The sequence below is a fragment of the Pseudomonas sp. EggHat1 genome (genome assembly GCF_014892995.1).
Taxonomy (GTDB): domain Bacteria; phylum Pseudomonadota; class Gammaproteobacteria; order Pseudomonadales; family Pseudomonadaceae; genus Aquipseudomonas; species Aquipseudomonas chaetocerotis.
Genome location: NZ_JACKQK010000001.1, coordinates 322,905 through 346,821 on the forward strand (window position 1 = coordinate 322,905; position 23,917 = coordinate 346,821).

17 protein-coding genes are annotated in these 23,917 nt (G+C 64.1%); 5 read left to right on the top strand and 12 right to left on the bottom strand.

What is annotated here, in order from left to right:
- Window positions 1–74: 74 nt before the first annotated feature.
- Window positions 75–2,603 (bottom strand): PepSY domain-containing protein, encoded by a 2,529-nt coding sequence (locus INS93_RS01545; protein WP_192980046.1) that lies wholly within the window; start codon window positions 2,601–2,603, stop codon window positions 75–77.
- 379 nt (window positions 2,604–2,982) lie between these two features.
- Between INS93_RS01545 and INS93_RS01550 the strand changes: the two genes are divergently transcribed.
- Window positions 2,983–4,566 (top strand): peptide chain release factor 3, encoded by a 1,584-nt coding sequence (locus INS93_RS01550; protein ID WP_192980047.1) that lies wholly within the window; start codon window positions 2,983–2,985, stop codon window positions 4,564–4,566.
- An 80-nt stretch (window positions 4,567–4,646) separates the two neighbouring features.
- Here INS93_RS01550 and INS93_RS01555 read toward each other — a convergent pair whose 3' ends face one another.
- From INS93_RS01555 to urtA, 9 genes are all read right to left on the bottom strand, one after another.
- Window positions 4,647–5,681, bottom strand: a complete 1,035-nt coding sequence (locus INS93_RS01555) for an AAA family ATPase (protein ID WP_192980048.1) — start codon at window positions 5,679–5,681, stop codon at window positions 4,647–4,649.
- A gap of 96 nt (window positions 5,682–5,777) precedes the next feature.
- Window positions 5,778–6,821 (bottom strand): aliphatic amidase, encoded by a 1,044-nt coding sequence (locus INS93_RS01560; protein WP_192980049.1) that lies wholly within the window; start codon window positions 6,819–6,821, stop codon window positions 5,778–5,780.
- Window positions 6,822–7,024: 203 nt separating this feature from the next.
- A complete protein-coding gene (locus INS93_RS01565) occupies window positions 7,025–7,372 on the bottom strand; it encodes an FmdB family zinc ribbon protein (protein ID WP_045734082.1) in 348 nt (115 codons plus the stop codon).
- A gap of 97 nt (window positions 7,373–7,469) precedes the next feature.
- A complete protein-coding gene (gene fmdA / locus INS93_RS01570; protein ID WP_192980050.1) occupies window positions 7,470–8,699 on the bottom strand; it encodes a formamidase in 1,230 nt (409 codons plus the stop codon).
- Between the two features lie 276 nt (window positions 8,700–8,975).
- On the bottom strand, window positions 8,976–9,665 hold the full coding sequence (gene urtE / locus INS93_RS01575; RefSeq protein ID WP_160019406.1) for an urea ABC transporter ATP-binding subunit UrtE: 690 nt from the start codon (window positions 9,663–9,665) through the stop codon (window positions 8,976–8,978).
- 107 nt (window positions 9,666–9,772) lie between these two features.
- Window positions 9,773–10,534, bottom strand: coding sequence for an urea ABC transporter ATP-binding protein UrtD (gene urtD, locus INS93_RS01580; protein ID WP_192980051.1), 762 nt, complete (start codon window positions 10,532–10,534; stop codon window positions 9,773–9,775).
- Entirely contained in the window at window positions 10,531–11,700 is a 1,170-nt protein-coding gene (gene urtC / locus INS93_RS01585) for an urea ABC transporter permease subunit UrtC (protein WP_192980052.1), read from the bottom strand. Before urtC ends, urtD begins: the two co-directional genes overlap by 4 nt.
- 163 nt (window positions 11,701–11,863) lie before the next feature.
- Window positions 11,864–12,781 carry an urea ABC transporter permease subunit UrtB gene (urtB, locus tag INS93_RS01590; RefSeq protein ID WP_072423750.1) on the bottom strand — a complete coding sequence of 306 codons (918 nt, stop codon included), beginning with the start codon at window positions 12,779–12,781 and terminating at the stop codon, window positions 11,864–11,866.
- 112 nt (window positions 12,782–12,893) lie between these two features.
- On the bottom strand, window positions 12,894–14,126 hold the full coding sequence (gene urtA, locus INS93_RS01595; protein ID WP_192980053.1) for an urea ABC transporter substrate-binding protein: 1,233 nt from the start codon (window positions 14,124–14,126) through the stop codon (window positions 12,894–12,896).
- 341 nt (window positions 14,127–14,467) lie between these two features.
- Between urtA and INS93_RS01600 the strand changes: the two genes are divergently transcribed.
- The 4 genes from INS93_RS01600 to cobB all read left to right on the top strand — a co-directional run bounded on the left by INS93_RS01600 (window position 14,468) and on the right by cobB (window position 19,739).
- On the top strand, window positions 14,468–17,863 hold the full coding sequence (locus INS93_RS01600) for an ATP-binding protein (RefSeq protein WP_192980054.1): 3,396 nt from the start codon (window positions 14,468–14,470) through the stop codon (window positions 17,861–17,863).
- Window positions 17,838–18,545, top strand: a complete 708-nt coding sequence (locus INS93_RS01605) for a response regulator (protein ID WP_192980055.1) — start codon at window positions 17,838–17,840, stop codon at window positions 18,543–18,545. The genes INS93_RS01600 and INS93_RS01605 overlap by 26 nt, the downstream gene beginning before the upstream one ends.
- 144 nt (window positions 18,546–18,689) lie before the next feature.
- Complete coding sequence (locus INS93_RS01610) at window positions 18,690–18,995, top strand: hypothetical protein (RefSeq protein ID WP_160019400.1); 306 nt, start codon at window positions 18,690–18,692, stop codon at window positions 18,993–18,995.
- Between the two features lie 36 nt (window positions 18,996–19,031).
- A complete protein-coding gene (gene cobB / locus INS93_RS01615; RefSeq protein WP_192980056.1) occupies window positions 19,032–19,739 on the top strand; it encodes a Sir2 family NAD+-dependent deacetylase in 708 nt (235 codons plus the stop codon).
- A gap of 118 nt (window positions 19,740–19,857) precedes the next feature.
- Here the strand turns inward: cobB and INS93_RS01620 are convergent, their stop codons facing one another.
- Together INS93_RS01620 and INS93_RS01625 are read right to left on the bottom strand one after the other, a co-directional pair.
- Complete coding sequence (locus INS93_RS01620; protein WP_192980057.1) at window positions 19,858–22,038, bottom strand: hypothetical protein; 2,181 nt, start codon at window positions 22,036–22,038, stop codon at window positions 19,858–19,860.
- A gap of 148 nt (window positions 22,039–22,186) precedes the next feature.
- Entirely contained in the window at window positions 22,187–23,914 is a 1,728-nt protein-coding gene (locus INS93_RS01625) for a fructose-specific PTS transporter subunit EIIC (RefSeq protein ID WP_192980058.1), read from the bottom strand.
- Between the last annotated feature and the right edge of the window lie 3 nt (window positions 23,915–23,917).

Below are 23,917 nucleotides of genomic sequence, written 5' to 3' on the forward strand. Positions count from 1 at the left end.
CGATTAAAGCGAATGATTCTCATATATAAAAACCACTTCGGCAACCCTGGTCCACATGGCGCGTCTTGCTCGGGTCAATACACGTCACGACGATAGCGACCTTCCTCGATCAGCGCCTGCACGGCCTCGTCGCCGAGCAGGTCGCGCAACGCCGCATCCACACCGCCGGCCATGCCCTGCAGGCTGCCGCATATGTAAAGGGCAGCCCCTTCGTCCAGCCAGGCACGCAGGCGCTCGTGTTGCTCGCGCAACAGATCCTGCACGTAGCGCTTGTGCGCCTGATCGCGGGAGAACACCAGATCCAGATGCTGCAGCTCGCCTGCGGCCAGCGCCGTCTGCAGCTCGTCACCACAAAAGAAATCGCAGGCGCGGTTGCGCTCGCCGAACAGCAGCCAGTTGCGCCCCTGCCCCGCCAGCGCACGTGCCCGCAGCAGCGAACGCAGTCCGGCCAGGCCGGTGCCATTGCCGATCAGCACCAGCGGGCGATTGTCGTCCGGCAGGTGGAAGCCGCTGTTGCGCCGCACCCGCGCCAGTAGCTGCCCCCCTTCGGGCAGGTACTCGGTCAACCAGCCAGACCCCAGGCCGAGACTGCCATCAGCCTGCACCGCCTGGCGCACGATCAACTGCAGCACACCATCGGCCGCCACCGAGGCGATGGAGTATTCACGCGTACCCAGCGGCACCAGTGCATCGACCAGCGCCTGGGCATGCAGGCCAACCAGATGAGCGAAGCTGTCCGGCAACTGGCGTTCGGCCAGGGCTTCACCCAGCCTTGTCGTCTGCCCATCGAGCGTCACCGGCTCAAGGCCGTCGAAACCGGAGTGCTGCAGCCAGGCCTGCACCCGCGCAAGCGCATGCCGTGGGCGAATTTCCAGGATATCGCCGGCCTGCCAGGTGCTCTGCGCCGGCGGCGTCAGGCCAATGAAGAACACCGGTGCCCCCTGGCTGCACGGGTTGAGCAGGCGCCGTTCGGCCAGCGTCCAGTTCTGCCAGGGCAGTTGTTCGAAGCGAATCGGCGCGGCGCCGGTCAGCTCGCTCAACTGCTGTTGCCAGCGCTGCAGCGCGGCCGGGTCAGCGCCATCGACTTCGATGCTGTCGAACAGCCGCTGCGCGCCCTGCAAGCCCAGCCAGTCGTTGATACGCCGGGCAAAGCCGCAGAAGTGCTGATACTGCCGGTCACCGAGCGCCAGCACGGCATAACTCAGTTGTTCGAGTGGCAGCGAGCCGCCCAGCACCTTGCGCTCGAAGCCCTGCGCGGCATCCGGCGCCTCGCCGTCGCCAAAGGTGCTGACCACGAACAGCGCCTTCTGCGCCTGACGCAGGCTGTCGGCATCGACGCGCGACAGCGGCTCGACCCGCACCGCAATGCCGGCGGCCTGCAACTGCCCGGCGCTCTGCCAGGCCAACTGCTCGGCGAAGCCGCTCTGGCTGGCGAAGCCGACCAGCCAACCATCGCCGGCATCGTCGCCCTTCAACGCAGAGCGTGCCGCCAGCGCCGCGCGCTTCTTGCGCCGGCGATCCAGATACAGCAGCCAACCGGTAATGAAGAACAGCGGCATGGCCCCGGTGGCCAGCATCATCAGAATGCGCCCCGGCATGCCGAAGTACTCGCCGACGTGCAGCGCGTAGATGCTGGCCAGCAGCTGCGCCTTGAAGCTCTTGTCGGCGTAGCGTTCATGACGGCTGACTTCGCCGCTTTTCGGATCGATCTGGAACTGGTTGAAGGCACGCACATGCTCGGCGCCATCGAGCATGTAGAAAACCGTCGCCGGCTGCCCGGCCACCGGCGGCAGGCGCAGGTTCCAGGCAACCATCTTGGGCCCGGCAGTCTGCTGGATGCTCTGCCACACGGCATCGTAGTCGACTTCCGGCGCGGGGCCGCTGGGCGCCTGGCGGCCGCCACGGCCACGCTCGCCGCGTTGCTCGGCCGGGGTATCGGAAAGCATGCGCGTCAGCCCTTCGCGGTACCAGTCATAGGACCAGTAGAGACCGGTGAGCCCGGCGCAGAGGTAGAACAGCAGTGCCCAGGTGCCCGCAACGGCGTGCAGGTCCCAGTTGAAGCTGCGACCTTTCTTCCTCCAGTCCAGAGTCAGCCAGGTGCGCCAGCTCAAGGCCTTGCGCGGCCAGCGCAGGTACAGGCCTGACAGGCAGAAGAACATCAGCGCAATCGTACTGGCAGCGGTGATCTGCTTGCCCACTTCGCCCATGGACAGGAAGCGGTGCAGCATCAGCATCAGGTGGAAGAAGTCCTGGCCAACGGGCTCGGCCAGGACTTCACCAGTGTAGGGGTCGAACACGATGCGCGGCCCACGCCGCTCGCCCGGCGGAGGTACAAGAAAAGCGGTGCCAGGTCCGTCATGGCGACTATCGACCCACAACCCGGTGACGCGATCAGCGGTAGCGGCCTCGATCTTCGCCGCCAGCTCGCCGGGCGGGAGATGCCCCTGTGCGCTGGGCTCGATCTGCCAGCGCTCGGCGTTGAGCGCCCGGGTTATCTCGCCCTCGAAGCTATAGAGAGCACCGGTGATGCCCATGACGGCCAGCACCAGGCCGGCGCTGATGCCAAAGAACCAGTGCAACTGGAAGATGATTTTCTTGAACACGACGGAGCCACCCTTGCCCTGACCCACTGCGAAGGGCGGCCACTCTATATGGGAATAATTTTCATAACCATTCATTTACGCGTTATTTACGCATCTACGGCGCGGCCCGGCAGCATCAGCTACCGGCCCATCTGAAAACCGATAGCCGCTCTCCGCCAGAGCTCGCAGTTATCGGTATAATCGCGCGTTTTACGGGTGCCAGGTTCTGTACGAAAGGTCGTCGAGCGAAGGTCAGGCAAGGCAAAAACAGGCGAAGAAGCGGAGTTTACGTGCTGTAAATGAGCATTCTGAGGCTGTTTTTAACGCAGCCTCACCGAGCGCAGGCACCTTTCGTACAAAACCTGAGGCACCCTCAACGATTCCATCCAGGCACGTATTCATGACCACCCAGGCCGCAGAAGTCGCCAAGCGCCGCACCTTCGCCATCATTTCCCACCCGGACGCCGGTAAGACCACCATCACCGAGAAGCTGCTGCTGATGGGCAAGGCAATCGAGGTTGCCGGCACCGTGAAGTCGCGTAAATCCGACCGCCATGCCACTTCCGACTGGATGGAGATGGAGAAGCAGCGCGGCATCTCCATCACCACCTCGGTGATGCAGTTCCCCTACCGCGAGCACATGATCAACCTGCTCGACACACCCGGCCACGAAGACTTCTCCGAAGACACCTACCGCACCCTGACGGCGGTGGACAGCGCGCTGATGGTGCTCGACGGCGGTAAGGGCGTCGAGCCACGTACCATCGCCCTGATGGACGTGTGCCGCCTGCGCGATACGCCCATCGTCAGCTTCATCAACAAGCTCGACCGCGACATCCGCGACCCCATCGAACTGCTCGACGAGATCGAGGCGGTGCTCAACATCAAGGCAGCGCCGATCACCTGGCCGATCGGCTGCTACAAGGATTTCAAGGGCGTCTACCACCTGACCGGCGACTACATCATCGTCTACACCCCGGGTCATGGCCATGAGCGCACCGCAGTCAAGATCATCGAGAAGCTGGATTCCGACGAAGCTCGCAACCACCTCGGCGACATGTACGAGCGCTTCGTCGAAGAGCTGGAACTGGTGCAGGGCGCCTGCCATGAGTTCGAACCTGAAGCCTTCCTCAAAGGCACCATGACCCCGGTATTCTTCGGCACCGCGTTGGGCAACTTCGGCGTCGACCATGTGCTCGACGCCGTGGTCGATTGGGCGCCGCGCCCACTGCCACGCGCGGCCAACGAGCGCACGGTGGAGCCGACCGAGGAGAAGTTCTCCGGCTTCGTGTTCAAGATCCAGGCGAACATGGACCCGAAACACCGCGACCGCATCGCCTTCATGCGCATCTGCTCGGGCAAGTACACACAGGGTATGAAGATGCGCCACGCGCGCCTGGGCAAGGACGTGCGCGTCGGCGACGCCCTGACCTTCTTCTCCAGCGAGCGCGAGCACCTGGAAGAGGCCTACGCCGGCGACATCATCGGCCTGCACAACCACGGCACCATCCAGATCGGCGACACCTTCACCGAAGGCGAAAACCTGGGCTTCACCGGCATCCCACACTTCGCCCCGGAACTGTTCCGCCGCGTGCGCCTGAAGGACCCGCTGAAATCCAAGCAGCTGCGCCAGGGCCTGCAGGAGCTGGCCGAGGAAGGCGCCACCCAGGTGTTCTTCCCCGAGCGCAACAACGACATCATCCTCGGTGCGGTCGGTGTGCTGCAGTTCGACGTGGTCGCCAGCCGTCTGAAGGAGGAATACAAGGTCGAGTGCGCCTACGAGGCGATCAACGTCTGGTCGGCCCGCTGGATCGAGTGCAGCGACGAGAAGAAGCTCAAGGAATTCAAGGACAAGGCCCATGAGAACCTCGCCGTTGACGGCGGCGGCCACCTCACCTACCTGGCCCCGACCCGCGTCAACCTCAGCCTGATGGAAGAGCGCTGGCCGGAGGTCAAATTCCGCGCAACGCGCGAGCATCACTAAAGGCTCAAACGTGTAGGAGCCCGCTTGCGGGCGATCAGCTTCTGAACCACGCTTAACCCTGATCGCCGGCAAGCCGGCTCCTACGAAGAGCACTCGCTGACCTGCAAACTATCGTGCTCGCAGGTGCAAAGCAGTCGGGTCGTGGCGGGGTCATTCAGCAGGCATTCGGCGATTGCCGGCTCAAGTTCGGTGCGCAGCCGCCGGGCCAAGGCACGAGCACCGAAGCGGATATCGTGCTCGCGGCACAGCCAGGCGCGGGCGCTCTGTTCGACGTATAGCGCACGGCCCTGACGGCCCAGGCGCTGATTGAGCTTGTCCAACTCGATGTTCAGCAAAGCATCCAACCACTGCTCGTCGACACGTTCAAACACCAGAATGCGGTCGATACGATTGAGCCATTCCGGCTCAAAGCGCTCGTGCAGCATCTGTTCCAGCAATGCGGCCTCACCTCTCGGCGCCAGCCCCAACCAACGCCGCCAGCCACGGGCGAAACGCTCGCGGTAGCGTTGCGCCTGCTGCGCACCGATGTTGCTGGTCATGAAGATCAGGCTGTTGCGAAAGTCCAGGGTGCGGCTGCCGGCGGTCAGGGTCAGACAGCCATGTTCGAGAATGCCGAGCAGGCTACGCAGCACTTCGGGGCTGGCCTTCTCCAACTCGTCGAACAGCACGATGCCGGGCCGCCCGAAACTGCCGGCGATGGCCTCTGCATCGAACAACGTGGTGCCCTCCTTGCTGCCGACGTAACCAGGCGGCGCACCGGTCAGGGCGGCGGCGTAGTGTTCCTGGGCCAGGGTGTGCATGTCGATGCGGCACAGGGCATCGGCGCGCCCATGGATGGCCTGCGCCAGCAGGCGCACGATCTCGGTCTTGCCGACACCGGTCGGGCCCATGAACAGGGTGACCGCCAGTGGCCGTTCGCGCTCGCCGATATCGGCCTTGACCACCTTGAGCATGGCCTCGACCTGCGCCAGCACCGCGTCCTGGCCGACGATGCGCGAACGTAGCAGGGCCATGACTGCCATTGGCTCGAAGAGGAAGCGTGATTGCAGCCGAGTAACGCCTTGATCCTCCAGGCGCTCGCGGTTGCTGTCGATCAGGTCGTTGGCGAAGGGCATAGACCGCCTCGATTTGATGACGGGGTTGCTGAAATTACGTGGGAGGGGCTTTAGCCGCGAAAGAGACAGTCGCGGCTAAAGCCCCTCCCACGGTATTCATCCGGCAACGCGTTCCTTGCCCGGATGCGGCAGCTCACCGACCGGGCAGTCGGCCACGCCGATGCTCGAGCGGGTGAGTTTCTCCACGTTCTCCTGAGCCTTCTGCGCATCCAGTACCCAGGTGCGGTAGAACTCGAAGGGGCAATCGGCCACGCCCTTGTCGCCATCACCAGAGTTGTAGACGCCGGTGTAGCCACGGTGCAGCAGCTTGAACAGATGGTTCTGCGACTGGTCGTTGGCCCGCGCATCACGGATCTGCGACACCGACAGCTGAGCGTACTGGATGCCCATTTCCTCTTCACCGCATTCGCCCAACGTCCGGCCGTCGAAGCCGATCAGCGCCGAGTGGCCGAAGTAGCTGTACACGCCGTCGAAGCCGGTGGCGTTGGCTACCGCCACGTAGCAGTTGTTGGCCCAGGCCATGGTCTTGGCCATCAGCACCTGCTGGTCCTTGGCCGGGTACATGTAGCCCTGGCAGCGCACGATCAGCTCGGCACCCTTCATCGCGCAGTCACGCCAGATTTCCGGGTAGTTGCCGTCGTCGCAGATGATCAGGCTGATCTTCATGCCCTTGGGGCCTTCGGAGACGTAAGTGCGGTCGCCCGGATACCAGCCCTCGATGGGACACCAGGGAATGCATTTGCGGTAACGCTGGACGATCTCGCCCTGGTCGTTGATCAGGATGAGAGTGTTATACGGTGCCTTGTGCGGGTGCTCTTCGTGGCGCTCGCCGGTGAGCGAGAAGATGCCCCAGGTCTTGGCCTCGCGGCAGGCGGCGGAGAAGATCGCCGTTTCCTCACCGGGGATGGTCGCGGCGGTGGCCATCATCTCGTCCTTGTCGTACATGATGCCCATGGTGCTGTACTCGGGGAACACCACCAGATCCATGCCGGGCAGGCCGAGCTTCATGCCCTTGATCATTTCGGCGATCTTGCGCGCGTTGTCGAGCACCTCGACCTTGGTATGCAGGCGCGGCATCTTGTAATTGACGACGGCGACGCCGACGGTATCAGGGCTGCTGGAAATATCGCCGTGGCGCATGGCTGTATATCCTCCGGTTGACTGCGGTTTGTGGAAGCGGCTTCAGCCGCGAAATTCTCTCTGTGTCGCCGGTTATCGCGGCTGAAGCGCGATGCCGCCCAGCCGCTCCTACGGAACGTTCTGCGAACTGGATTCCCGCCTTCGCGGGAATGACGGTGAAAACCCACGTCATCCCCGCGCAGGCGGGGACCCAATAAACAGCCTCAGTGACTGATCATCCACGGCCGTGCCGAAGGACTGGCCTTGAGTCCGTGGGGGTTGGCCTTGGTCCGCTCCACCGGTTTGCTCGGGCCGCAGCAACTGCAGCCGGCCGGGTGCTTGCGGTTGGCCTTGTACTCTTCGAGGCTCTGCGGCGCATGGGCGCTGCGCTCGTTGGTTTCATGGGCGCGGCGCTGGCTGCCGGCCATGCTGGCCAGACCCGGGGCACTGAGGATCACCCGCTCGCTCGGCGCGTCGCAGTACGGGCAGGCGCAGGCGGCGTCGCGCTCGGCCATCGGCCGCAGCACGGTGAAATCGCCACAGCTCGGGCAGTCGTATTCGTAAATGGGCATCGGAGCGCTCCTCGGGGAAGATAGGACGACGGCGCATTGTGGGAGGCGCTTTAGCGGCGATTGTCGCGGCTGAAGCCCCTCCCACAGGCGGGTACGCTCACTTGTCGTAGGCGATGGGCAGGTCGATGCTGCCGTCGAGGAACCTGGTCGGGCCGCTGGCGCTGGGGTTGATGTCGAACTCGAAGATATCGGTCGGCAGCCACAGCGTGGCGCAGGCGTTGGGGATGTCGACCACGCCGCTGATATGCCCCTGTACCGGCGCCGAGCCGAGCAGCGAGTAGCCCTGGGCCGGCGAGTAGCCGAACTTGGTCAGGTAGTTGATGGCGTTGAGGCAGGCCTGCTTGTAGGCCAGGTTGACGTCCAGGTAGTGCTGCTTGCCGTCGTCGTCGACCGAGATACCCTCGAAGATCAGGTAGTTGTTGTAGGTGGGCACGATCGGGCTGGGCTTGAAGATCGGGTTCTTGATGCCGTACTTGGCCATGCCACCCTTGATCAGCTCGACCTTCATGTGCACCCAGCCGGCCATCTCGATAGCGCCGCAGAAGGTGATCTCGCCATCACCCTGGCTGAAGTGCAGGTCGCCCACCGACAGGCCGGCGCCGTCGACGTAAACCGGGAAGAATATCTTCGAGCCGCGCGACAGATCCTTGATATCGCAGTTGCCGCCATGCTCCCGCGGCGGCACGGTGCGTGCGCCGGTAGCGGCTGCCAGATCGCGCGCCTCGCCCTTCATCTTGCCCATGTGTGCGGTGCTGGCGAACGGCGGGTTGGCCAGCGGCGGTACGCGGGTCGGGTTGGTGTCGATCAGCGCCTGCTCGCGCTTGTTCCAGTCGGCGAGCATTTTGTGATCCGGCAGGCAGCCGATCAGCCCTGGGTGGATCAGGCCGGCGAAACGCACACCGGGAATATGCCGACTCTTGGTGAACATACCCTCGAAGTCCCAGATCGACTTCTGAGCGGACGGAAAATGGTCGGTAAGAAAGCCGCCGCCGTTGTTCTTCGAGAAGAAGCCGTTGAAGCCCCAGAGCATGTCCTGCTTGGCGCCGATATCGAGCAGCTCGACGATCAGCAGGTCACCTGGCTGAGCGCCTTTCACACCTACCGGGCCGGACAGGTAATGCACGGTGGACAGGTCGACGTCACGCACATCGCTGGCGTCGTCGTCGTTCTTGATCGCACCGCCGGTCCAGTCGTAGGTCTCGAGAATGAAGTCATCCCCCGGATTGACCCAGCAGGCCATGGGAATGTCCGGGTGCCAGCGGTTGTGCACCTGCTCGTTTTCGGTAGCAGCCTGGTTGAGGTCGACCTTGATCAGGGTATCGGTCATGACTGAGCTCCATAAGACCTGTGAGGAATGCCGGCCTGTGCCGGGATACGCAGCCAGTCTCGAACGCGCGGTGAAATCGGCCAATACGTTGGATGACGTATGCCCGCATTGCAGGACTCATGCGGCCTGCAGGCATTTTTCGCAGGCGCGAAAAAGCGGCCGGTGCATGGAGAACACACCGGCCGTAAAGCGGGAATTTGTACCTGTAGGAGCCGGCTTGCCGGCGATTGATTGCAAGCGACAGCATCGCCCGCAAGCGGGCTCCTACAGATTGCGTCACACCGACAGATAGCGACTGATGCTCGCCTCATCGACCTTGTCGCGGGTTTCCTCGACGACGAACTTGCCCTTCTCGATGACCAGGAAGCGGTCGGCGATTTCCATGGTGAACGACAGCACCTGCTCGGACACCACGATGGTCAGATCGCGCATGTTGCGGATCTCCTTCAGGCTGCGGGCGATATCCTTGATGATCGACGGCTGGATGCCCTCGGTCGGCTCGTCGAGCAGCAGCACCTTGGGGTTGGTGGCCAGCGCGCGGGCGATGGCCAGCTGTTGCTGCTGGCCACCGGAGAGGTTGCCGCCCTTGCGGTGGCGCATCTCGAGCAGTACCGGGAACAGCGCATAGAGATCGTCCGGCACCTTGCCACCGGCCGAAGCCGGCAGGCCGGTCTGGATGTTTTCCAGCACGGTCATGTGCGAGAAGATCATCCGCCCCTGCGGCACGTAGGCGATGCCGCTTTCCACCCGCTGATGGGTCTCCAGTTTCGACACGTCCTTGCCGTCCACGCGAATCTGCCCGCCCCACTGCGGCAGGATGCCCATCAGGCTCTTGAACAGAGTGGTCTTGCCCATGCCGTTGCGGCCCATCACCGCGACGATTTCCTTCTTCGCCACGTCGAGGTTGAGCTCGTGGAGTATCTGGCTCTGGCCGTAGCCGGAAGCGAGGTTGCTGATCTGGAACATAGATGACTCCTTGCTAAACACGTCCCGGATCTCATCCGGGCTACGCGGCTCGGTCGCATGGTGCGCACGGCGCACCCTACGGTCGGTGGAAGCCTCGGCATCCGGGATCAATGCCCCAGATACACCTCGATGACCTTGGGATTGCTCTGCACCGCCTCCATGCTGCCCTCGGCCAGCACCTTGCCCTGGTGCAGCACCGTGACGCGGTGGGCGATGCTCTTGACGAACTCCATGTCGTGCTCGATGACCAGCACCGAACGGCCCTGGCTGATGCGATTGAGCAGATCGGCCGTGGCCACTCGCTCACTGACACTCATGCCGGCCACGGGCTCGTCGAGCATCAATAACTGCGGGTCCTGCATCAGCAGCATGCCGATCTCCAGCCACTGTTTCTGCCCGTGCGAGAGCAGGTCGGCCTGACGGTGCAGGTGATCGCCGAGCATGATTTCCTGCGCCACCTGCTCGACGCGCTCGATCACCTCTTGCGTGCGCTTGAAGAACAACGCGCCGAACACCTTGCGCCCGGCCGGATAGGACATTTCCAGGTTCTCGAACACCGTCAGGTTTTCGTAGATCGACGGGTTCTGGAACTTGCGCCCGACGCCAGCGCGGACGATGTCGTACTCGCGCATCCTGGTCAGCTCACGGCCGTCGAAATCGATGCTGCCGGCGGTGGCGCGGGTCTTGCCGCAGATCAGGTCGAGCACCGTGGTCTTGCCGGCCCCGTTGGGGCCGATCACCACATGCACCTCGTTGCGGTCGACGTAGAGGTTGAGGTCATTGACCGCCTTGAAGCCGTCGAAGGACACGGTCAGCCCTTCGATGGCCAGTACCGGCTTGGCGGCCTGAAAGCCTGCGGGGCTGTTCATGGCGTGGTCTCCAGTTCAGGGGTTGGACGCTTGCGGGTGGCGATGACGGCAGGCGGTGGTGTAACGAGCACCTGCGGTTTGCGCCGCAGGCGTGCCAGCCAGCGTTTGCCGTGGCTGTCCCACAGGCCGGCCAGTCCATTGGGGAAGTACATGACCACGACGATGAACAGGCCGCCCATCAGGTACAGCCACAGCTCAGGGAAACTCTCGGAAAAGTAGGTCTTGCCGAAATTGACCAGCAACGCGCCGTACACCGCACCGAGCAGTGACAGGCGCCCACCGACCGCAGCGAAGATGACCATCTCGATCGACGGCACGATGCCGACGAAGCTCGGTGACATGAAGCCCACCTGCAGGGTGAACATCGCCCCGCCGATACCGGCGAACGCCGCACCGACGCAGAACACGAAGATCTTGAAGCTGGCCACGTCGTAACCGGAAAAACGCACCCGCTCTTCCTTGTCGCGCATCGCCAGGAGCAGACGGCCCAGCTTGGAGGCGATGATGAAACGCGCGATGAGAATGCAGCCGATCAACAGCGCCGCACTGACGAAGTAGAGGACCAGCTTGGCCTCGTCGCTGCGGATGTCCCAGCCCTTGAGCGTGCGCAGATCGGTGATGCCGTTGACCCCACCGGTCAGCCCTTGTTGGCCGATGATCAGCACGGTGAGAATCAGCGCGATGGCCTGGGTGACGATGGAAAAGTACACGTCGCCGACGCGGCGCTTGAACATCGCAATACCGATCACCAACGCCAGCAACACCGGCACCACTACCACGGCGATCAGGGTGAAGCTCAGGCTGTGGAAGGGTTCCCAGAACAGCGGCAGTTCGGTGATCTGGTTCCAGTCCATGAAGTCCGGGATGCCGGGTGTGGACTGGATCTTGGTGCTCTCCGGGTCGGAGGCCTCGAGCTTGAGGAACATCGCCATGCAGTAGCCACCCAGGCCGAAGAAGATGCCCTGGCCCAGGCTCAGGATGCCGCCATAGCCCCAGCACAGCACCAGGCCAACGGCAACGAAGGCATAGGTCAGGTATTTGCCCACCATGTTCAGACGGAAGGCATCCAGCGCCAGCGGGAATACCACCAGGATCAGCGCGGCGAGCAGCGCCAGGCCGATGGCGCCCTGCTTGCCGCCGAGCAGGCTTTCGTATGCGTTTTTCATCCGTTAATCCCCCTGCATACAAAAAGTCGCTTTGAACCGTAGCGAGCAGCTCCAGCTGCAAGAAGCCCGGAGCGCAGCGACGAAGGCGTACATGTAGTACGTCGAGGAAGCGAGCACCGCGCGACGCCGCAGATGGGGCGCGCAGTAGGTTGAAAGTGACTTTTCATTTGCGCACCTTGGCCGAGAAGAGCCCCTGCGGGCGCAGCATCAGGATCAGCACCACGGCGGAAAGGGTGAACACCTTGGCCATCGAACCGCTGGTGAAGAACTCCAGCAGCGATTGCGCCTGGGCGATGCTGAAGGCCGAGGCGATGGTGCCGAGCAAGCTGGAGGCGCCGCCGAACACCACCACCAGGAAGGTATCGACGATGTACAGCGAACCTGCCGTAGGCCCAGTCGAGCCGATGGTGGTGAAAGCAGCGCCTGCAACGCCTGCCACGCCACAGCCTAGGGCGAAGGTCATGCGGTCGACGCGCTTGGTATTGATGCCCACGGAGCGCGCCATCACCCGATTCTGCATGGTGGCGCGCACCTGCAGGCCCCAGCGCGAGCGGTAGATCATCAGAAACAGCAAGGCGGTGAGCAGCAGGGTCAGGCCCATGACGAACAGGCCATTGCGCGGAATGTCGATGGCCTCGGTCGGGTTCCAGGAGCCCATCAGCCAGTCCGGCAACGTGGCGCTGACTTCACGCGCGCCGAAGATCGAGCGAAAGCCCTGCTGCATCACCAGGGACAGGCCCCAGGTGGCCAGCAGGGTGTCCAGCGGACGCTGGTAGAGCTTGCTGATCATCGCCCATTCCACCAGCCAGCCGATGGCGCCGGCGATGAAGAACGAGAGGATGATCGCGAAGAAGAAATAGTAAGGCCCGAAGGCCGGTGCGTAGCTGGACGTCAGTGAAGACACCACGAAGGTGGTGTAGGCGCCGATGGTGAGAAACTCGCCATGCGCCATGTTGATCACGCCCATCTGCCCGAAGATGATCGCCAGCCCCAGAGCCATCAGCAGCAGCACGCAGAACACGGACAAGCCGTTGAACCCCTGCATGGCTGCGATGGCGCCGAATTCCGATAGCCATTCCATGTCGATGGTCTCCAGAAGAAAAGAGAAAAGCCGGTAGGAGCCGGCTTGCCGGCGATCGGCCCGTGAGGCGCCAAGGATCGCCCGCAAGCCGGCTCCTAAGAGGAGAGAAGTGTTACTGGTAGCCTTCCGGGAAGGGGTTCGGCTCGATCAGGTCGGACTCGAACACCACCTTGAATTGACCGTCTTTCTGCACTTCACCGATGCGGGTCTTGCTCCACAGGTGATGGTTGTCGTGCACCTTGACGTAGCCTTCCGGCGCGGTGTCCAGCTCGATGCCTGGGGAAGCGGCGACCACCTTGTCGATGTCGAAGCTGCCAGCCTTCTCCACGGCGGCTTTCCACAGCCACGGGCCGAGGTAGGCGGCCTGGGTCACGTCACCGATCACCGCATCCTTGCCGTACTTGGCCTTGAAGGCTTCGACGAAGGCGCTGTTGTTCGGGTTGTCCAGGCTCTGGAAGTACTTCATCGAGGCGTAGAAGCCGGCCATGTTCTCGCCGCCGATACCCAGCAGCTCGTCTTCGGTGACCGACAGGGTCAGCAGGGTCTGCTTGTCGGCGGTGACGCCAGCGGCCTTCATCTGCTTGTAGAAGGCGACGTTGGAGCCACCGACCACGGCGGCGAACACCACGTCTGGCTTGCGCAGCTTGATCTTGTTGATCAGCGAGCCGAACTGGGTGTTGCCCAGCGGGTAGTACTCCTCGCCGACGACCTTGCCGCCGAGCACGTTTTCGATGTGCTTGCGCGCGATCTTCATCGAGGTGCGCGGCCAGATGTAGTCCGAGCCCAGCAGGTAGAAAGTCTTCGCGCCCTTCTCCTTGGCGACCCAGTCCAGGCCCGCGAGGATCTGCTGAGTGGCTTCCTGGCCGGTGTAGATGACGTTCTTCGACTGTTCCAGGCCTTCGTAGAAGGTTGGGTAGTAGAGCAGGCCGTTTTCCTTTTCGAACACTGGCAGCACCGCCTTGCGCGAAGCCGAAGTCCAGCAGCCGAACACGGTAGCGACCTTGTCGCCGACCAGCAGCTTGCGCGCCTTCTCGGCGAAGGTTGGCCAGTCGGAAGCCCCATCTTCCTGAACGACCTTGATCTGCCGGCCGAGCACGCCGCCGCTGGCGTTGATCTGCTCGATGGCCAGACGCTCGGCCTGGATCGAACCGGTTTCGGAAATGGCCATGGTGCCGGTGGCCGAATGCAGAATGCCAACCGTGACCTCGCTGTCGGTCACCGCCAGGCCGGTGGTATTCACCTCGGCGCTGGCCACATGGCTGAACAGGCTGGCGGCCAGCAGCGAGAGCGCTGCCGCCCCCACCGCCAGCCGGCGTGGAAGAAGTCGAATCGGTTGAGAGTCCATGGTCGTGCTCCTGTGCTGGTTATTGGCTTCGCAGCAAGGATGCGTTTGCTCCACCGAGCGGGGTATACGCAGCATGACGTAAGGGCATACGTCATCTGACGTACAGCGCCCTGCTCCAGCCTGGTGCAAGCTCAGCGCAGAAAAACCAGGCAGACAGAAGCCCGCGCGCGCGGCAGAGGCCTCGCCGAGCCAGGGCATGGAAGTTGCAATTTCAACGCACCGTAGGAGCCCGCTTGCGGGCGATTCGCCCATTTCAGCCCTACACATCGCCGGCAAGCCGGCTCCTACAGGGACGCGCGACAGGGAAGGTCTTACCCGATAACGCCAGCAGGACTTCGCCCGTGCAGCCAACCGGCACCCAGCGCATCATCAAGATCCGTCGCGACTACAACGCCTGGGTCGCCGACGAGACCATGGAGGACTACGCCCTGCGCTTCACGCCCAGGTCGTTCCGCAAATGGTCGGAGCTGCGCATCGCCAACACCGCGCTCGGCGCCGTGTCGTTCCTCGCCCTGGAAGCCATCGGCGGCGCCCTGGCGCTGTCCTACGGCTTCACCAACACCCTGTGGGCGATTCTCGCGGTCAGCCTGGTGATCTTCTTCACCGGCCTACCGATCAGCTACTACGCCGCCCGCTCCGGCCTGGACATGGACCTGCTCACCCGTGGCGCCGGCTTCGGCTACATCGGCTCGACCATCACCTCGCTGATCTACGCCAGCTTCACCTTCCTCTTCTTCGCCCTCGAAGCGGCGATCATGGCCCTGGCCCTGGAGCTGTACTTCAACATCCCGCTGGCCCTGGCCTATGTGATCTGCTCGATCATCATCATTCCGCTGGTGGCCTACGGCATCACCCTGATCAACCGCCTGCAGATGTGGACGCAGCCCGTGTGGCTGTTCCTGCTGGTGCTGCCCTACGTGTTCGTCATCGCCAAGAACCCCGAGGCGCTATCGGACTGGACCAGCTTCGCCGGCCGTGAGGGCGACCCCGGCAGCTTCAACCTGCTGCACTTCGGCGCTGCCTGCACCGTCGCCCTGGCGCTGATCACGCAGATCGGCGAGCAGGTCGACTACCTGCGTTTTTTGCCGGAGAAAACCCGCGCCAACCGCGTACGCTGGTGGACGGCGCTGCTGCTGGCCGGCCCTGGCTGGATCATCCCCGGCGCGCTGAAGATGCTCGCCGGCGCCTTCCTCGCCTTTCTCGCCCTGCAGCATGAAATTCCCATGGAGCGCGCGGCCGAGCCGACGCAGATGTACCTGGTGGCATTCAACTACGTGTTCGCCTCGCCGCAATGGGCACTGGCGGCCATGGTGCTGTTCGTCATCGTCAGCCAGGTGAAGATCAACGTCACCAACGCCTACGCAGGCTCGCTGGCCTGGTCGAATTTCTTTGCCCGCATCACCCACAGCCACCCCGGTCGCGTGGTGTGGCTGGTATTCAACGTGGCCATCGCCCTGATGTTGATGGAGCTGGGCGTGTTCGAGGCGATCGAGGAAGTGCTCGGCCTCTACGCCAATATCGCCATCGCCTGGATCGGCGCGCTGGTGGCCGACCTGGTGATCAACAAGCCGCTGGGCCTGTCGCCGAAATACATCGAGTTCAAGCGCGCACACCTCTACGACATCAACCCGGTGGGCGTCGGCGCCATGCTGATCGCCTCGCTGCTCTCGGTGCTCGCCCACGGCGGCCTGTTCGGCGCCCTGGCGCAGGCGGCCTCACCGGCCGTGGCACTGGGCTCAGCGTTCCTGCTGGCGCCGCTGCTGGCCTGGCTCACGGGCGGGCGCTACTACATCGCTCGCGAGCGTCAGCCGCATCTGCTCTACCCCTACACCGAAGCCGGCCAGGTGCAATGCTGCCTGTGCAACAACCGTTTCGAGGAGCCGGACACGGCGCACTGCCCCGCCTACGGCGCACCGATCTGCTCACTGTGCTGCTCGCTCGACGCGCGCTGCGAGGATCGCTGCAAACCCAGAGCCCGCCTGAGCGATCAGCTCGACGACTTCATCGGCTGGCTCTTCCCGCGCGTCTCCATCCCGCGCCTGCACAGCCGTCTGGCGCAATACCTGGGCCTGCTATGCCTGCTGGTACTGATGCTGTTCGGCGCACTGGCGTTGATCTATAGCCAGGTGTCGCTAAGCCTGCTGACACAGGAGCCGGAAGTCCGCCAGACACTGTTCCAGGCTTTCCTCAAGGCCTTCCTGACGCTCTCGTTATTCGCCGCCATGCTCGCCTGGTGGCTGGTGCTGACCCGCGAAAGCCGACGTGTCGCGCAAGAGGAATCGGACCGTCAGACCCTGCTGCTGATGCAGGAAATCGAAGCCCACCGCAAGACCGACGAAGCCCTGCAGCAGGCCAAGGAAGCCGCCGAATCGGCCAATGCGGCGAAGAGCCGCTACGTCACCGGGCTGTCGCACGAGCTGCGTACACCACTCAACAGCATCCTTGGCTACACCCAGATCCTGCAGCGCGACGCCGCCATGCAGAACCAGCACAAGGATGCCCTGGCCACCATCCTGCGCAGTGGCTCGCACTTGCTGTCTTTGATCGATGGCCTGCTCGACGTGGCCAAGATCGAGGCCGGCAAACTGCACCTGGAACTGGCGGAAATACCCTTTCCGGAGTTCATCGACCAGATCGAGCGCATGTTCACCCCGCAGGCGGCGGAGAAAGGCCTGCACTTTCGCCTCGAATGCATCGGCCGCATGCCTACCGTGGTGCGCGGCGACGAGAAACGCGTGCGGCAGATCCTGATCAACCTGCTGGGCAACGCCGTGCGTTTCACCGAGCGCGGCGAGGTATGCCTGCGCGTCGGCTACATGCGCGAGACGGCCACTTTCGAGATCATCGACACTGGTATTGGCATCGCCCCGGAACAGATCGAACGGATCTTCCAGCCCTTCGAACGCGGCGACCTGATGCGCCAGGACAACGGCGTCGGCCTCGGTCTGACCATCACCCGCATGCTCACCTCGTTGATGGGCGGCGAGCTCTCGGTGCACAGCGAACACGGCCAGGGCACGCGTTTTCAGGTGCGTTTGTTCCTTTCCGAAGTGCGCGTACCGCAGGCGGTGGTGCATGTCGAACACGACATCACCGGCTACCAGGGCGAGCGCCGTCTGATTCTGGTGGTGGACGATCACCTCGAACATCGCCGCGTGCTCGCAGGCATGCTCGAGCCGCTGGGCTTCGAGGTGATCCAGGCAGCCAGTGGCCAGGAAGCGATCCGTCAGGTGGCGCTGCACAACCCGGCGTTGATCCTGATGGACTTGTCCATGCCACAGATGGACGGCTGGGAAACCAGTCGCCTGATTCGTCGCAACACCCAGTGCCTCGCGCCGATCATCGTGATCTCCGCCAATGCTTTCACCGACGACCGCGAACGCAGCATCGCCGCCGACTGCGACGACTACCTGGCCAAACCGGTGTACACCCCGCAGTTGCTGGAGCGCATTCAGCACCAGCTCGGCCTGACATGGCTGCGCCGCACTCAGGAGCAGTTGCCGCAGCCTGCAGCCATCACATTGCCGGGCAGCGACGACCTGCAGGCGCTGCGCGAACTGGGCGCGCTGGGTTACGTGCGTGGCATCCAGCAACGCCTGGACGATATCGACCAGCGCGACCCGAACTGCGCCGGCTTCACCGCCGCCTTGCGCCTGCTGGTGAAGAGCTTCCAGCTCGACGAATTCAACCGCAAACTGAAGGAGGCCGAACATGAATGCGCCGCTCCACCAGTCTGAGTCGTACTCGCCCGCCAGCCTGTCGGCCGAGCGCGGCATCATCCTGATCGTCGACGACACACCGGATAATCTCGCGCTGCTCTCCGACGCCCTCGACGACGCCGGCTACATGGTGCTGGTAGCGCTGGACGGCGCAAGCGCTTTGGGCCGGATCCAGCGGCGGCGCCCCGACCTGATCCTGCTCGACGCGATGATGCCGGGGCTGGATGGTTTCGAGACCTGCCGGCGAATCAAGGCCGAGCCGAGCAGCGCCGATATCCCGGTGCTGTTCATGACCGCCCTGACCGACAGCGAGCACGTGGTGCAGGGCTTCGAGGCCGGCGGCATCGACTACGTGACCAAGCCGATCAACCCCGAGGAGGTGCTCGCCCGCGTCGCCTCGCACCTGCGCACCGCACGCATCCTGCAAGCCGCACGTGCGGCGTCGAAACCGGTCAGCCTCAGCCTCGACGATGCTCCGGCGCATGCCAAGCTATCGGCGCGCTTCCAGCTCACCGAGCGTGAAGTACAGGTGCTACGTTGGGTAGCCTGTGGCAAGACCAACCGCGACATCGGCGACATCCTCGGCCTCAGCCCACGCACGGTGAACAAGCATCTGGAGCACGTGTACGTGAAGCTGGGCGTGGAAACCCGCACCGCCGCCGCCTCGGTGGCGCTGGCGGCAATGAGCGAACGGGGATGAGACCCAGAGCACGCCAACAATGATCGAACCGGCGGGTTATACCGCCCTATACACCTGAGCAAACCGGGCACTGATGCCAGTATCCGATAGCCGAAGCGTCCCCCAACCGCTACTCTCGTGCTTTCGACTACAGGAGTTCTCGATATGCGCGTAGCCCTTCTCTCACTGCTATTAGTCACAGGCCTTGCTCAAGCTGGAGTGCTGGTCAACTCGACGGTATGGGTCGTTGCACTCAAGTGCAGCGGCTACCAACAGTGCTACGCGTCCAGCAACGGCTCTTACACTGGCAACCTCAATGGTGCGCGACGCTTTGACGATGCCGCTTCAGCCGAACGTTTTATCAGCAGCTTCACCAGCAGCATTCGCGACAAGAGCCCCCAGATTCAATCCATCGTTGAGCAGGTGTGCGTACAGCCAGCTGACAACCGCACCAACGGCAAGCCCTGCTGAAGCGCCGCACCTAGTGGGATCTGCTTCGGAGCCAACATGCCCCATCCCAATATCGTCATCCTCACTGGCGCCGGCATCTCCGCCGAGAGCGGCATCCGCACCTTCCGCGCCGCCGACGGCCTCTGGGAAGACCACCGCATCGAAGAGGTGGCCACGCCCGAAGGCTTCGCTCGCAACCCGTCACTGGTGCAACGTTTCTACGACATGCGCCGCGCGCAGTTGCGCGACCCGGCCATAGCACCCAATGCCGGGCACCTGGCCCTGGCCGAGCTGGAGGCTGGTTGGCAGGGCGAGTTCCTGCTGGTCACGCAGAACGTCGACAACCTGCACGAACGCGCCGGTTCCAAACGCCTGCTGCACATGCACGGTGAGTTGCAATCGATGCTCTGCAGCAATAGCCAGCAGCGTTTTCCATTGCTGGAGGACATGCCTGTCACGCAGCCCTGCACATGCTGCGGGCTGGTCGGCACCTTGCGCCCGGATATCGTCTGGTTCGGCGAGATGCCCTATCACATGGAGCGCATCTACGACGCGCTGGAGCAGTGCGAGCTGTTCGTCAGCATCGGCACCTCGGGGCACGTCTACCCGGCGGCTGGTTTCGTCGAACAGGCGCGTCGCGCGGGCGCGCATACGCTGGAGATCAATCTGGAGCCGAGCCAGGGCCATTCGCTGTTCGCGGAAAAACGCTACGGCCCGGCTACCGAACAGCTGCCGCGCTGGGTGGCGGAGCTGTTGACGAGCTAAGAGCCACAGACCTTGTAGGAGCCAGCTTGCTGGCGATCAGCGTCATGCAGGATCGCCGGCAAGCCGGCTCCTACAACAACGCTAGGAGCCCGCGGGGCGCGGCCCCTACAGTTGTCCCTCAGCCAGCCGCGGCGTCGACAGGCGCAGCCGCTTCGGCCGGCACCTCTGGCTCCGGGCTGAACACGCCGTTGCTCCAGGCGTAGTAACCCAGGCCCAGCGCCAGCAGCAACGCCAGTATCCAGGGCCACACCAGCGGTTTGTTGGCATAGGGATCGCGCAGTGCGCGGTCGCTGCCCTTGGGCAGTTCCGCCATCTGCGTGAGCGCGGTGCCGAAGGGAATGCTGATACGCGCCTGGGCATTCACCGCCCAGCCGTTGCCATCGAGGATCGGCCCCAGGCTGCGCCGGCGCAGCTTGAACCAGGCCAGCAGCATGGCCGGCCCGGAGATAGCCAGCAGCACGCCGAGCAGCAGCAATGGAACCTGCCACAAGGCCAACGACAGAATCCCTGTGACCACCGCCGCCAGCGCCGTGCCCAGGGCGCCGACCGCCAGGCCGATGGCCGCGAAGATACCGGCGAACTTGGCGATATCGAAGGCCGGGGTCGGCATGGCGGCTGGAGCAGCCCCGGTTTCGCCGACCTTGGCTGCGGTCTTGCTGACCATGTCGGCGTCGCGACTGGCCGCAAGCTTCTGCACCTGATCGGATACCAGCTTGGAAACGCGTCGATACGGCGACCAGAACGCTTCGCGAATGCTGATCGCGTGCTGTACCACCTTGACCACGGTGGCATCCCAGTCGTTGCCCTCGCGGTCATAGAACAGGCCGTGGCGCCCCGCCTGCAGATCACCCTCGCTACCGGCAGTCACCGCCACCACGATATTCAGGCTTTCCTTGCCCCGCACCGGCTCGCCGCGACGGGTGCAGGCGCAGTAGAGCAGAAAGCAGTCGCTGGCCGCCGCCACCTTCGCGTGGGCCTCGACGTTGTCGACCTCGACCACCAGCTCGCAGCTCTTGCCGTCGATGTAGAGCACGCCCGCCTGGAACACGGCCTTTTCCTGACGCGAATAGAACGCCTGGAAGGAGACGAAGTTGCGCAGCAGCGTGACCAGGCCATGACGCAGGCGAATCAGCTTGTCCAGCTCGACCAGCCCGTCCGCTGCTTCGGCCACGGTCTTGTCCTCTTCCACCAGTGCCAGCAGGCGTGCTTCGACGCCCTGCTCCACCAGCTCGAGAATACGTCCGCGCTCCAGCACGTCGGCAATCGCCACGTTCGGCGTCTCGGCGCGCCAGGCCAGGTAGTTGCCGCACAGTGCGACCAGATGCTGCCACTGCTCGCGCGAGAGGCTGTCCTGCTCGCCATACACCGGCACCACCACACGCTGACGGAACGCGTCGATGGCGGTATGCCAGGCAGGGTTGAGGCCCTTGCTCAGCGGCAGCTCGTCGCCATGCTGCACAGTTGCCAGAGGCAGGTCGGCCACCTCACTGGCATCTGCCAGCGACAGCGATGCCAGACGCACCAGTTCCTCTTCCCTGGTGTTCATCAGGCCGGCGGCGCGCGGATCGAACTCGGCCATGGCCACGCGGGTGAAGTAATCGTCGATCTTGGCGCGCACGGCACTCAGTGCCTCGACAGCGGCCACGGTACCCTCACCGAACGCATCCAACCCCTGCTCGGCGGCACGCGCATGCCAGGCGTGCAACTGACGCGCCTGATCGAAGAAGGTGGTGATCTGTTCGGCACCGATGGCCGGCTCGCCACTGCGGTCGGTCTGCGCACCCAGGCTGGCGATGATGTCGGCGATGGCGACCTTGAGCTCGGCATCGTCGGTAAAGGTCGCCGGTACCAGGCCGTCGCCGTTGGCCTCATGCGCCGGGAACAGCTTCGCCAGATCAGCGGTATCGGCAGGCGTCAGGCTCTCGCCATCGGGCCGACCGAGCACGCCCAGCAGGCGCTGCGCAGCCAGACGTAGCCGCGCCCCCACGGCATCGTCGGTGAGCGACGACAACTGCAGCGGACCGTCATGGAACAGCACAGCGGGGTCGGCCAGACGCGCCAGCGTCCAATCGACAACATCGAGCATTTCCGGGGCGCGGATACGACCGTCATTGTTCAGGTCGATGTACTGCAGCATGCGCCGATCCAGCTCCAGGTTGTTCACCGGGCAGGCCAGGCTGGCCCAGAGTTTCTGGTCCAGGCTGCGCAAGGCAGCGAGGTCGGCGGGCGTTTCCAGTTGCACCTGATCGAAGCCGCCGGCACGGAAGAAGCGCCAGCGATGCGCGAGAGCTTGAGTCATCTACAGAAGGTCCTTTCTTTGTGAGGGCGACTGCGCCACGAAGCCTGCTGAGGACCGTCGCAGCGCATCGGCGCACCGCTCCCCTCAACAGACGCCTACTTGCCCGGCGCTGTTCGACTCAGTGTAACCGAGGCAACGGACCCTGCGTTTATTGCGCGCCGACCGCCATCGGCTGCGCCTCGGGCTGTTTGATCAGCGCATAGAGCACCCCGGTCACCAGGCTGCCGGCGACGATGGCGAGCAGGTACAGCAGCGCGTGATTGATGGCATTGGGGATCAGCAGCACGAACAGACCGCCGTGCGGCGCCATCAGCTTGCAGCCGAAGTACATCGACAGCGCGCCGGTCAGCGCACCACCGGCAATACTGGCCGGGATCACCCGCAGCGGGTCCTTGGCGGCGAAGGGAATCGCCCCTTCGGAGATGAAGCACAGCCCCAGCACCCCTGCTGCCTTGCCGGCCTGGCGCTCGCTCTGGGCGAACTTGCGCCGCGCCAGCACGGTGGCAATGGCCATGCCGATGGGCGGCACCATGCCGGCTGCCATGGTCGCCGCCATCGGTGCATAACTGCTCGACGCCAGCAGGCCGACGGAAAAGGCATAGGCCGCCTTGTTGATCGGCCCGCCGAGATCGACGCACATCATGCCGCCGAGCAGCACCCCCAGCAGGATCGCATTGGTGCTGCCCATGCCGTCGAGAAAGGCGGTGAGCCCCGCCAGCATGCCCGCCACCGGACTGCCGACCAGATAGATCATCACCAGCCCGGTGAACAGGCTGGCCACCAGCGGGATGATCAGAATCGGTTTGAGCGCCTCGACGCTGGCCGGCAGGCGCACCCAGTGGGCGATGGCCTTGGCCGAATAGCCGGCAAGGAAACCGGCGATGATGCCGCCGATGAAGCCGGCGCCCAGCGAACTGGCCAGCAGCCCGCCGATCATCCCCGGTGCCAGGCCCGGACGGTCGGCGATGGAATAGGCAATGTAGCCGGCCAGCAGTGGCACCATCAGTTGAAAGGCGCTCTCGCCGCCAATCTTCATCAGCGCGGCGGCCAGGGTGCCCTCCTCCTTGAATGCCTCGATACCGAAGACGAACGAGAGGGCGATCAACAGACCGCCCGCCACCACCATTGGCAGCATGTAGGACACGCCGGTGAGCAGGTGCTTGTAGGGGCCGGTTTTCTCGCCACTACTGGCGACGGCCTTGCCCTCGGCGGCTGCGGCTTCGCTCAGCGGCCGTGCCTCGTTCAAGGCCCGCTCCAGCGTCTGTTGCGGCTGTTTCAGTGCCACGCCGGTGCCGCAGCGGTAGACCTTCTTGCCGGCGAAACGGCTGGTATCCACCTCGATATCGGTGGCCAGCAGCACGGCATCGGCCGCAGCGATGGCGGCATCGTCGAGCAGGTTGCGCGCACCGACCGAGCCGCGGGTTTCCACCTGCAGCTCGATGCCCATACGCAGCGCCGCCTGCTGCAGCGCCTCGGCAGCCATGAAGGTATGCGCTACACCGGTCGGGCAGGCGGTCACAGCGACCAGTCGGCGACGACTGCCCGCAGCAGGCTCGCTGCTTTCGCCATAAGGCTGAGCGCGCTCGGCGGCGTCACGCAGAAAACGCTGCGGGTCGGCCAATGCCTCGGCCGGTGTGGCCTGCAGCAGGCGCTTGCCGGCAAAGCGCGCCAACGGCAGCTCACCAGTCTTGACCACCAGCACCCAGTCGGCAGCGGCGATTTCGGCCTCGCTCAGCGGGGAGCCAATGGCACGCGCGTCATGCACCTCGACACGGGTTTGCCAGCCCAGGCGCTCGGCCGCGGCCTGCAACAGGCGCGAACACAGCACGCTGGTGACCTGGCCATTGGGGCAGGCGGTGACGATCAGCAGATTCATGGT

Excerpts from the sequence above, each read along its gene's own strand:
- urtE (WP_160019406.1), bottom strand. The coding sequence starts at position 9,665 with ATGTTCCAGATCAGCAACCTCGCTTCCGGCTACGGCCAGAGCCAGATA.
- INS93_RS01610 (WP_160019400.1), top strand. The coding sequence starts at position 18,690 with ATGCGCGTAGCCCTTCTCTCACTGCTATTAGTCACAGGCCTTGCTCAA.
- INS93_RS01560 (WP_192980049.1), bottom strand. The coding sequence starts at position 6,821 with ATGCGCCACGGCGATATTTCCAGCAGCCCTGATACCGTCGGCGTCGCC.
- fmdA (WP_192980050.1), bottom strand. The coding sequence starts at position 8,699 with ATGACCGATACCCTGATCAAGGTCGACCTCAACCAGGCTGCTACCGAA.
- urtD (WP_192980051.1), bottom strand. The coding sequence starts at position 10,534 with ATGAACAGCCCCGCAGGCTTTCAGGCCGCCAAGCCGGTACTGGCCATC.
- INS93_RS01555 (WP_192980048.1), bottom strand. The coding sequence starts at position 5,681 with ATGCCCTTCGCCAACGACCTGATCGACAGCAACCGCGAGCGCCTGGAG.
- cobB (WP_192980056.1), top strand. The coding sequence starts at position 19,032 with ATGCCCCATCCCAATATCGTCATCCTCACTGGCGCCGGCATCTCCGCC.
- urtA (WP_192980053.1), bottom strand. The coding sequence starts at position 14,126 with ATGGACTCTCAACCGATTCGACTTCTTCCACGCCGGCTGGCGGTGGGG.
- INS93_RS01550 (WP_192980047.1), top strand. The coding sequence starts at position 2,983 with ATGACCACCCAGGCCGCAGAAGTCGCCAAGCGCCGCACCTTCGCCATC.
- urtB (WP_072423750.1), bottom strand. The coding sequence starts at position 12,781 with ATGGAATGGCTATCGGAATTCGGCGCCATCGCAGCCATGCAGGGGTTC.
- urtC (WP_192980052.1), bottom strand. The coding sequence starts at position 11,700 with ATGAAAAACGCATACGAAAGCCTGCTCGGCGGCAAGCAGGGCGCCATC.
- INS93_RS01565 (WP_045734082.1), bottom strand. The coding sequence starts at position 7,372 with ATGCCCATTTACGAATACGACTGCCCGAGCTGTGGCGATTTCACCGTG.
- INS93_RS01605 (WP_192980055.1), top strand. The coding sequence starts at position 17,838 with ATGAATGCGCCGCTCCACCAGTCTGAGTCGTACTCGCCCGCCAGCCTG.
- INS93_RS01620 (WP_192980057.1), bottom strand. The coding sequence starts at position 22,038 with ATGACTCAAGCTCTCGCGCATCGCTGGCGCTTCTTCCGTGCCGGCGGC.
- INS93_RS01625 (WP_192980058.1), bottom strand. The coding sequence starts at position 23,914 with ATGAATCTGCTGATCGTCACCGCCTGCCCCAATGGCCAGGTCACCAGC.